This is a genomic window from Plebeiibacterium sediminum (assembly GCF_026013605.1).
In the GTDB taxonomy this organism is placed as follows: Bacteria; Bacteroidota; Bacteroidia; order Bacteroidales; family Marinilabiliaceae; genus Saccharicrinis; species Saccharicrinis sediminus.
In genome coordinates, this window is the sequence record NZ_JAPDPJ010000047.1 from 39,720 (window position 1) to 50,600 (window position 10,881).

Consider the following 10,881-nt stretch of genomic DNA (forward strand, 5'->3'; position numbering starts at 1 on the left):
ACACGTTTTACAGGATTCTGAATCTACGATTCTTTTTACTAAACATTTACAGGATGTAAATCAATCCTGTTAATCATGTCCTAATTAAAATGTATAATGCTATATATCCCTAATCTCTAAACCAGATTTAATAGATAACAGATCTTAAATGAAAAACTTCAAGTAACAGACAGGTTTTACAGGATTTACAGGATACTGAATCTGCGATTCTTTATACTAAACATTTACAGGATGTAAATCAATCCTGTTAATCATGTCCAATTTATTTTGTCCATAAAAAAAGAGGTAAGTTAGCCCAAACTTACCCCTTTTATATGAAATGGAATAACGGTTTTACATTTCCTGATATTCTTGTTCAGAATATTCATTATGAATCACCTCATTAAAATTATGGTAATTGCCATTTGTTTTGCCTTTTGTGTTCAATCTAAGATCCATATTGTATGATGTCTTTTTCTGGTAATGGTGTGTTTCTTCTTCAATTATGAAATACTGTGTTATTTGTCGTAAATCTGCAGCCTGAGCAGCCATTTCCTCTGAGCTACTGGCCATTTCTTCAGATGAAGATGCATTTTGCTGCGTTACCATACTCTGCTGCTGTATTGCTGTGTTTACCTGATTAACACCAACCTCCTGTTCTCGACTGGCAGATACTATTTCTTCCACTAACCTTGATGTTTCCTGAATATCGGGTACAATAGATTTAAGTTTTTTATTAGAATCCTCTGTTAATCTTAATCCATTGGTGGCAAGGTCAACAATTTCACTGGCTGCAAGCTGACTGCGTTCAGCCAGTTTTCTAACTTCAGCTGCAACAACAGCAAAACCACGGCCCTGATCACCGGCTCTGGCTGCTTCAACTGCAGCATTAATGGCTAATAAATCTGTTTTCTCCGCGATTTCTACTACTACATTTATCTTAGCATAAATATCTCTTACAGCCTTCATACTTTCTTCTGAGGCAACAGCTACTTGTTCAACAGAATTAGATGCTCTCCCGGAAATATCCATGGTTTTCAAAGCATTTTCAGAGTTTTGAAGAATATTAGCGGCCATTTGTTCCATAGAAGAAGACACTTCTTCTGCAGATGCAGCCTGCTCACTTACCCCACTGGATATTTGTTGAGCCCCCGAACTTAATTGTTGACTTGCTCCTGCAATATTTTCTGAACCTGATATCACATTCGCAATAATTTCTTTAAGTTTTTCAGACATGGTATGCATCGACTGATAAACTCCCTGTAGACTTAATGTTTCATTAAATTTAATATTCAGATTTCCTTTGGCAATATTATCAGCAATCCTGGCAATTTCTTCTGGTTCCTCTCCTAAGGTACTTCTAATCTCTTTCTTAATTAAATACGTAACAAAAAATATGACTAAAAATAACACTAAAGCTGAACCTAAAATTATGTTACGCATATGAATAACCGGCTGCATAATTTCTGCCTCATTAATTTCCGCAATTATTACCCAATTTAAACCATTAATATCCAATTTATCATGAGAACTTAGTACAGGTATTCCCCGATAACCTTCAATGATATTGGTTCCCCTGTTTCCTGCAAACGCATCTTTTACACTTTCTGTATCAACTCGCTGTTTTAACGCAGTTTGTTCTGTTGAAAAACGACTATCGCTTCTTAATGTATAATCATCACCAACTAAATAAGTTTCCCCTGATTCCCCCAATCCGGTACTTTCCTGCATTACTTTATTTATAGATTCCAGTGAAATTTGATAAACCATAACACCAATAAGAGTTCCGTTATCATCTTTTACAGGTCCTGAAACAAAAGCAGCCGGCTCTTTTGATATATCATAATATGAAAAATCAACGATACCGAAATCTTTTTTCCCTTGTAAAAAGGCTTTTGCCAATCCTGAATTTGAAATAGCTCCGGAAAGAAGATTTTGTCCCAAATCAGCTTCTTTAGCTACGGTGTAAACCACATCTCCTTTTGGTGAAATATAAAACAAGTCGTAATATCCATATTCATCCACATACATTTTCAGCTTTGGATCATGTAATCTAATCCATTCCTGATATTGAGGATCATGTAATCCTCCTTCATTAAAAGCATCTACAAAGCGATGAACAGATAATTGAACAGCTGAATTATAAGCATATACTTTAATATCCCCCATTTTTTTTACAAAGAAATCTTCTAACTGATGCTTTTTAATCTGATTTAAAGAAGACAACTGATCATAAGTTCTATTTACTAATGCTTTACGTGACGACGTATAGGAAATAACCCCTAAAACGCAAACCGTTATGACTCCTATAGCAAGGAAGTAGGTGGTTAGTTTTTTTGTAAAATTCATAACTTTTAAATTTAATGTTTGTGTTAGTCGTAAAAAGTTGACTCCGCTTTAGCTATTCCCATCCACAATTAGGTTTAAGCTTCATTCGGGTTGTGTTTTATATTGTTATATAGGTGTTGTGTAAATGACAGGTCTCTAAAAAATGTCCCAGAATTGATGTAGATATCTTTCCTGATTTAAGTGTGTGAGGTTAATAAGGTTTGCTTTTAATACTAATAAACTCATAATTTTAGGATTTAGATATATTGTTATATTAAGCCATTTTAAGTAATTGTAAATATAAAATGACTGAATATCAGCCCAAAGGGTATATTGTACTGTTTTTATAATTCGATTTATATATTTAGTACTACCCCTTTGGTACTATTGTACCACATCAATGGTATGGAGGAAGCATGTTAGTGTATGGTAAAGTGTATTATACCGTTGAATACATGAATCTGAAGAGATGGTTTTGATATTAATATATATATCAAGAGGCAGTCACTCATGTCAGCTTCTCAGAAGCTAAATTTGTAATCTAGGAATACTTTGAATGTATGAATCTTATATAGGAATACTATTTATTGAGAGATATTATCTTTATTATATAAATACTATAGTGTACAACACAATTATCCTTCTAAAGAATAGAAATCTGCTTTATAAGGATCTAATTGGGCCTCAGCAAATAAACCAAAATGCATATGATTACTTATTTTTAATCCTCAATAATTGCGCTCTAACTGCAACTTTAGTGTTTTGCAAATTCATATTTATTACCAGCGCCACAAAAATCATTGAAAAACCTACAGAACAAACGCCGCTCCATCCATATAATTCCCAAGCCAGTGAACCTACGGCAGAACCAATTGCCCCGCCAATAAAATTTGCTACAATAAATACGGTATTCAATCTGCTACCCTCATTACTGCTTATTCCCATAATTACAGTTTGATTGGAAACCATTGTTCCCTGCACTCCAAAATCCAAGGTTATGATACCAATTATAACAACCCATATATTTAAAGGAGATAAACCTAAAACAGAATAGGATATGATGCCAATAAATATGCATGACAAAATGATTTTATTGGAACTTAATTTATCATTTAAACCTCCAATCATACGGGCTCCCATGGCTCCCACAACGCCCACCAGACCGAATAATCCTATTTGATTCGTATTTAAACCAAAAGCTGGACTTTCCAATAAAAAGGTTAATGTGGTCCAGAACATACTAAATGCCCCAAACATCATTGTTCCTGTGATAGCAGCTTTACGAAGCGCTCCGTATTTTTTTGTGATTTCAAATAAGGACCTTAAAAGCTTTAGATAATTTAAGTTTTCTACAGTCTGTGTTTTGGGCAGTTTAAAATACAGCACAACACCTAAAATACCCATCATTGAAGCAGCAAATGCAAACATATATCTCCAGCCAAACATATAGCCAATAGAACCAGATACTGTTCGGGCCATTAATATGCCTATTAACATGGTGCTTGCTATGGTACCAATGGCTTTACCTCTCTTTTCCGGCGCCACAAGTTGAGCTACCAAAGGAACGATCAACTGCGGAATTCCGGTTGTTAATCCAACGGTAAAACTAAAAACATACAATAGGGTAATATTGTGCGATGTTGCAACCCCAATCAGAGAAGCTGTCACCAACGAGATTAGTATCAGTATTATTTTTCGCTTTTCGCGGATATCACCCAATGGTACAAATAAAAATATGCCTAAGGCATAGCCTAGTTGAGTATATGTTGATAATAAGCCAACCTTTTGAAACGAGATATGAAATGTTTTTGCAATATCTGCCAGTAATGGCTGATTATAATAAAGATTGGCTACTGAGATACCTGCCGCTAACGCCAATAAAAAGATTAGTCCCTGCGATATAACTGATTTGGAGTTTTGTTGCATATTTAAATGGTTACTGATTCTTTAATCTGTTACAATGATACATGTGAAATCTCTTCGCAAACCTTTAATAGCTTATCCTGAATTTCAACCTGGGCTGCTTGTTGTTTAGAATCTACTTCTTGTTTATGAAAAAGCAAACGACTACTATGTAAAGCCTTAGCTTCCACTGAAACAGCTAACCAAGCTTGTGTTTCATATCCTTTATCCAGATTATCCCGTGCTCCTGCTCCTCCCATTTTGGTAGGTACCCAACCCGGATCAACCGCATTTACAACAATATCGGGCCACTTACGACTAAAAGCTAATGCCAAAATCAAATCATAAAGTTTGGTATCGGAATAACTCGGAAAAGCTTTACCCTGAGCAATGGATTCCAGCATAAATTCACCGGCATCGCCCTGACGGTGCATACTCGAGCTTAGGTAAATCAACCTTTCCGGACGATCGATTAATGCTGTAAGCATGTAAGGAGCCAGCGTATTGACAGCAAATAACAGAGGCAAGCCATCTTTACTTTGAGCTTTTTCCGGAACATGCAAAATACCTGCATTATGAATAATGGCATTAAACTTACCAAGCATATTTACTTGTATGGCCAGTTGTTTTATTTCTGAAATAACAGACAAATCACCCACAACAACTGCTTCTGCTCCCGGAGCTTGTTGCATGGCATCTTTGGCTCTTTCATTGTTTCGTGCATGAAGCACAACCTGATGCCCCTGGCTTATTAGTTTTTTAGCGGTTAAAAGTCCTAAGCCATCTGATGATCCTGTTATAAATATTCGTGACATGATATGAAGCTTATTGCTCTTATTCTTTTTAGTAGATTTATTTACATGGTATCAAACATCCTAAAACATAGAGGTTAACAGAATATTTTGATACAGAAATGTAATTGCTAAGATATAATAAGAGCGGTTTTCAGGATAAAACTAATAAAATCAACTTCCTAAAACAATAATTAATACACCAATCATAATACCAATCAGGGCAATTGCTTTTCGTTTTAGGTTGGTTTCTTTGAAGATCAAAGCTCCTAATGAAAAAGATATGATTACACTGGTTCGTCGTAATACGGACAGGATGGTGATTAGGGAACCGGGATAGGTTAAGGCATAGAAATACGAAAAGTCTGCTATGCTTAAAATAATTCCAATTACTGGTATCGACCATCGCCATTGAAAGGCTTCGCCTTTTTTTCGATTGGGATACCATAGAAAAAACAGAAATGGAAGAAAAACGAGTATCATATAAATAGAAAACCAGGCTTGAATGGCCATTCTATCGAAATTGGCAATCAAATACTTATCATACAAAGTACTAAAGCTTCCGAAAAAGGTAGCCAGCATAATAAAAAGCACCCACCTGTTTCGTTTCAGATTAATCCCTTCCTTGTTTCCTGCCAGCGAAAAATAGTAGAAAAACAAAATAACCACAACAATTCCAATCCACTGCCAGATAGTATAGGTTTCGTGGTAAATAACCAAAGCTCCTATTAAAGTCCACACCGGACCAGTTGCTCTGATTGGTGTAATAATGGTGATGGGTAAATGCTTTAATGCAAAAAATGCAAACACCCACGAAACACCTACAATAAACGATTTTATAAATAGTAAAAAATGCGTTTTTAAGGCTATGGGCGCTACATAAAATAAAGATTCTGGTGATAAATAATTCAGATAAGAGGCAATAATAAGCGGAACAAAAAGTAATGCTCCGGTAAGTGAGGCATAAAACAGCACCGGAATAACCGCATTATTATTTAACGATAACTTTTTACTGATATCATAAATCCCCAATAAAAAGCAAGAAACCAAACCCAGAATTATCCACATCATTATATATTTTTAGTGCTGCAAAGATAAAAGTTTGATTGGTCTTTATAAAGGATTGGTAGGGTTTACACAGATTAAGAAACTAATAATAGATTATAAAGTTCACCAAAATAAGTATAGATTGAATAGAAAAAATTTACTGAATTTTACGTTTAACTTTGGAGAAATGTTTAGTTCAACAAACCCTCTAATCTGTAGGGTATGCAAGCAACCCTACATTAGAGGCAAAGTGTTGGCAATAGTTTTTTTTATAAAGAACTCACTTCTTTTTCTTCTAAACACTTTTCTATATTACCAAAAGAAGTGTAGCTATAATAAGTTTTTTGCCCTTTAACAAGTTCAATTTTTTCTAGTCGGTCAGGTAAATCCCCACCCATTATGATAGGTGCAGAATTCGGGTTTCTTAATATTTCTTCTAACTCAAGCGAGGACGGTTCAGATAAGCTAAATTTTTGTTGTAAATGAGAACAATAACCATCTTTTGATATTTCTCTAACGGGAAAAACATAATTATATGCCTTCACTCCTTCTAGTCTTGAGTAATTAACTTTAGTAGAAGGAAATTTCACCCCGTCGATTTCATCTTTTTTACTTACATATTCTAATAATAATTGTGGGATAATGTATTCTGGTTTAAAACTTCCCTTTGTATTTAGTACCTTGACAGTACAGGCTAATATTAGAGGAAAAGTAACTAAATATCGGAGCAAATAAGTCACTCGATAATCTTCACTTATATGCTCTAATTCGACAAATAGGTCTTCAATTCTATGAATTTGGAGAACATTTAATTTTTCTTCATTAATTACTTTTGTAAACCATAAATCCCTTAATCTGTACCTATCAAACTCCTCCCAACACACATAAGTTGTATCTCCCAAGTAAAGAGCGGGAAAACCGGGGATACTATAACGGTTGGTTGAAACTACATTCCTGTGTTTAAAATCTATATGAAATAAATCTTTTTTATTAAAATGAGTCCCATTACCAGAACGTGCTCTATAAAATGTAGTTCCCTTTTCAATAGTTGTAGTTATACCAATATCGCTGAATAATAATTTATCCAAAACATCAAAAAAACTACTTGATGCCTCAGATACTTTACCTTTAAAATATAGTTCAACTGTATTTATTATTGCATTTGTTAAATCTTTAATTTTAGGTAATATTAAAGACTTAGTTCCTTCCTTAAATGGCACAATCGCATCTACTATTTTGTCTAAATTAAAACTATAATAATCACGGTATTCATAAAGTAAGTTCGCTATATAATCCGGAAAATAACTATCTGATGCTTGTTTAGTAGGTATAGTGAAATACTTAATATTAATTGCTTGTAAAATTGAATCGTAAATATATTTAGGTGAATTCATTATCTATTTATTTCTACTGTAACTGCTTTTAAATTATTGCCAACTCATTTCTAAACGCAACCTAATTCAGTATCCGTCATATTAATGTTATTTACATACATAAATTGGCATTGTATCCGTCATTAAAACTGTATTAAATTACGTTATTTGAAATAACCTCTATACTTACTCTGAAAATTTAGAAAAGTTACGTTATTGAATTATAATACTATTTAAACTGTTACGATAGAGCTTTAAGCTTAAAATTTGCACCGCATTATATACCAATTTAATCAAATGCAAAATTTATTCTATAGTCATACTCAACTGTAACATTTTTACCATTCAATTTTCCTGGTTTCCATTTTGGGGAACTCTTAATAACCCGAATAGCTTCTTCATCTAATGATCTATCGGCTTTTCGGGTGACTTTTATATTACCAACTGAACCATCTTGCATAATACAGAAGGTAAGATATACTCGTCCACAAACTCCATTTTCTTGTGCTACACGAGGAAAAACAACATTCTTTGAAACATATTCGTCAAATCCTTTCCAACCTCCTTCAAATTCAGGCATTACATCTAATTCGTCATCAAAAATGTCTCCTTTAATTAATTCTCCTTTTTCATTGTAGCAATTAACCTCATTTCGGACTACCCCATTTTTATAGTTCACTATATTAGATACATCTCCGTTTTGATTATAAAATACAAACTCACCATGCTTCACTTCGGGATCAAGAGTTTTATAAAAACCTTTCATTTGAATTTGACCATTTAAATAATAATCTGTTACAGCATATAGCAAGTCCTTTTTAATGATTCTGTAATACGATGCGTTACTGCTACTTGTTTCCTCCCAATGATTGTCGTAAAATATGGTATCCCTTGTTTGACTGTATGAGCAATAAGAATATAGTACTGCAATACATAAGAATAATATTTTCATAATTGTTATAGTTTAATAGATAATGCCTTCTGAAATTTTCTGTATTCCCCAATATTAGAGGATTATAAACGCTACAACTGTGGCATATATTTACTATGATCGCCGCTGCTAAACTCCTTTACTTTTTGTTCATGTATTACGGGTTGTGATTTTGTAGTGGTATGCATTGGAAACTTGGCTATTCTTTTAGTCAGGTTAGGATGTGTAGATATTTTTTCGGCAAACCATACCCAAAAACCTCTATGGGTTTTTCCCTGTTCCACAAAATTTTTAACATCAACTCTACCATATAGCTTTTTACCCGAAGAAAGAAGTACCAATCCATTTACAACGCCATCAGGACTTAAAGATGCTCCTATATTATCGCAGGTATATTCACATGCTCTTGAATAAGCCTGGTTTAAAAACGGAATGATAAAAGATGGAAACAGAAATAATCGTTTCTGAAGGTGTTTTCTTTTTATATGACCTAGTTCGTGGCCAATGATAAATTCAACCGAAGCCAGGTTTTTCTCATAAGCCTCTTCTAATACATCAGAATAAATAACTATATAATTCCTGCCCATAAAACGTGTTGCAAAAGCATTTAACAACCCTCCTGCTTGTAAAAGAAATACATCAGGAATTCTTTTTAAACCTATTTTCTCACACTGCTCAACAACAATTTTATAAATATCGGGGAATTGACTTTGAGTAAGTTTAATAGAATTACCTCGCAAATAACCCACTAATATTCCCATTCTGAATAAAAGAGCAAATACTATTAGTACTGCATATAAAACAATAATGGTTATTGTATGAGTGCTGATTGGTATTGGTGATCCTTTAACAAATAATAGTATTAACGCAGCATAAGCCGCCATACTTACCAATAACTTAATACCAAAGTAAAATCCTTCTTTGGAGCTTACCTTATAGTTTAATCTGTTGTTCATTTTATGTTTGATTTTTATTTTTCGGGTGTTTGATAAGGTTTTATTTATATTCTTCCCAGCTCTGTGTTTTAATCTGAGAATTACGTTCTTTCAGTTCCTCCAGATAACTTGCAACTCCCCCATCAGTTTGTTTATTAAACTCCATTGCTGCAGTTTTTGCTATTTCATTGGCTTCAAGAGCACCGGTATAATCACCCTCACAATAAAGAAACCAACTGTAATGATCCCAATTATCCATGTCATACATTAAGTTTCCGCAGGAATTATTCACTAAATCTCTAATATTAAAGAAGTAATATATTTTATCTGTTGAAATATTGGTCAAGATAACTGAGCATACAAACAAGCAGATCATTGTTATAATTCCCCATAGATTAGATGATCGATACGCTTTTACATGAATAAAACTTAGCAAGCCCAAACCAAAGCCTATAATTAAATATAACGAGATGCCAAAGAGAGGAATTGTAGTCCAATAAAAAAGGCGAGCCAGTATGTACATTAAAAAAAAGGAGCTGGATAGTAAAGCAAAACTTAATGCCTTTTTTTCTTTTATTCCTTTTATAAAAAAGATGATGCTATAAATAAAGAATAATCCTGTTCCTAAAAAGATTATAATTGATGATGGATAATGTATCAACTTTAAAATTAGTCCTAAAAAAAACAGGACAATAGATGCGATCAGTAATTTCTTCATTAATGGTTAGTTTTGCTTATTTCATTTTGTTTGCTCGATTTTGTGCCTTATAATATTAGAATATTCTGCTCTTATTATTAGAAATCATGATCACTAACAGTAATTCATTAATCATATTTTCTTTCTCCAAAATTTATGTATTCTGCAGTATATATATTATCCACAAAGTATAATAGTACTTCAAAATAAATTCTGATTTATTCATTATATCAATTTCAATTTGAAATACGTCACTTTGATTTCTTATTTACTTATTAGTTTATGGTCTTGTCCATATACATGAATAAAAATAAGGCTAATAGCTATTGTAAATAATTTTCTCATCATTCTATTCTAGATCTGTGTGTAGTTCTTATAACTGAAGGCAATATTGTTAAAACGCACATGAGTAATATATTCTTTATTTATTACACTTATAATTTCTTAAGACATCTTTATATTACGTTAGTTATAATTTAGAGTCTGAATATACTCCATAAATAGTCAAATGTTTCATTATGTATTCAAAAAGTTATTTGTAATTGATAAAAACATAATTTTTTGGGTTAAAGGTTACAGGGTAGAAAGGAATAAAGGTAATGGAACATGCAGAATGGAACAGGGAAAAGGACATGTGTTTAATGATAACAAATTATTTTATAATTGACTTAAGTTTTTGGCTAGTGGACAGGTCATAGATTCTGATTGAAAGATATTATTTGCTGATTAATTAAAATAATGAGGTGATTGGAAGGGTATTTTACATGATGGACTTTCTATATTCTCTGATTGAGTCACTTTTTTTGAGAGTGTTCAAAACTTTGTGTCATAATAGATTAAAAAGAAAATAACTTTGCCTCATGACAAAAGAATTTGATTACAAAAAGTTTAAAGAAGC

Annotated in this window: 8 protein-coding genes; all 8 read right to left on the reverse strand. The window is 33.0% G+C overall.

Features of this window, described 5'->3' with window-relative positions; genetic code table 11:
• Positions 1–333: 333 nt before the first annotated feature.
• The 8 genes from OM075_RS17370 to OM075_RS17405 all read right to left on the reverse strand — a co-directional run bounded on the left by OM075_RS17370 (position 334) and on the right by OM075_RS17405 (position 10,004).
• Positions 334–2,328: a methyl-accepting chemotaxis protein gene (locus OM075_RS17370; protein ID WP_301191805.1), complete on the reverse strand. Its 1,995-nt coding sequence runs from the start codon at positions 2,326–2,328 to the stop codon at positions 334–336.
• 690 nt (positions 2,329–3,018) lie between these two features.
• Positions 3,019–4,233 (reverse strand): MFS transporter, encoded by a 1,215-nt coding sequence (locus OM075_RS17375; RefSeq protein ID WP_301191806.1) that lies wholly within the window; start codon positions 4,231–4,233, stop codon positions 3,019–3,021.
• Between the two features lie 29 nt (positions 4,234–4,262).
• Positions 4,263–5,024, reverse strand: coding sequence for an SDR family NAD(P)-dependent oxidoreductase (locus OM075_RS17380; RefSeq protein ID WP_301191807.1), 762 nt, complete (start codon positions 5,022–5,024; stop codon positions 4,263–4,265).
• A gap of 150 nt (positions 5,025–5,174) precedes the next feature.
• Positions 5,175–6,071: a DMT family transporter gene (locus tag OM075_RS17385; protein WP_301191808.1), complete on the reverse strand. Its 897-nt coding sequence runs from the start codon at positions 6,069–6,071 to the stop codon at positions 5,175–5,177.
• A gap of 245 nt (positions 6,072–6,316) precedes the next feature.
• Positions 6,317–7,441, reverse strand: coding sequence for a hypothetical protein (locus OM075_RS17390; RefSeq protein WP_301191809.1), 1,125 nt, complete (start codon positions 7,439–7,441; stop codon positions 6,317–6,319).
• Positions 7,442–7,709: 268 nt separating this feature from the next.
• Entirely contained in the window at positions 7,710–8,372 is a 663-nt protein-coding gene (locus OM075_RS17395; RefSeq protein ID WP_301191810.1) for an energy transducer TonB, read from the reverse strand.
• 71 nt (positions 8,373–8,443) lie between these two features.
• Positions 8,444–9,307 (reverse strand): M48 family metallopeptidase, encoded by an 864-nt coding sequence (locus tag OM075_RS17400; protein ID WP_301191811.1) that lies wholly within the window; start codon positions 9,305–9,307, stop codon positions 8,444–8,446.
• A gap of 40 nt (positions 9,308–9,347) precedes the next feature.
• Positions 9,348–10,004, reverse strand: coding sequence for a hypothetical protein (locus OM075_RS17405; RefSeq protein ID WP_301191812.1), 657 nt, complete (start codon positions 10,002–10,004; stop codon positions 9,348–9,350).
• Positions 10,005–10,881 lie beyond the last annotated feature (877 nt).

Coding starts and splice junctions, on each gene's coding strand:
- OM075_RS17370 (WP_301191805.1), bottom strand. CDS start 2,328: ATGAATTTTACAAAAAAACTAACCACCTACTTCCTTGCTATAGGAGTC.
- OM075_RS17395 (WP_301191810.1), bottom strand. CDS start 8,372: ATGAAAATATTATTCTTATGTATTGCAGTACTATATTCTTATTGCTCA.
- OM075_RS17405 (WP_301191812.1), bottom strand. CDS start 10,004: ATGAAGAAATTACTGATCGCATCTATTGTCCTGTTTTTTTTAGGACTA.
- OM075_RS17385 (WP_301191808.1), bottom strand. CDS start 6,071: ATGATGTGGATAATTCTGGGTTTGGTTTCTTGCTTTTTATTGGGGATT.
- OM075_RS17380 (WP_301191807.1), bottom strand. CDS start 5,024: ATGTCACGAATATTTATAACAGGATCATCAGATGGCTTAGGACTTTTA.
- OM075_RS17390 (WP_301191809.1), bottom strand. CDS start 7,441: ATGAATTCACCTAAATATATTTACGATTCAATTTTACAAGCAATTAAT.
- OM075_RS17375 (WP_301191806.1), bottom strand. CDS start 4,233: ATGCAACAAAACTCCAAATCAGTTATATCGCAGGGACTAATCTTTTTA.
- OM075_RS17400 (WP_301191811.1), bottom strand. CDS start 9,307: ATGAACAACAGATTAAACTATAAGGTAAGCTCCAAAGAAGGATTTTAC.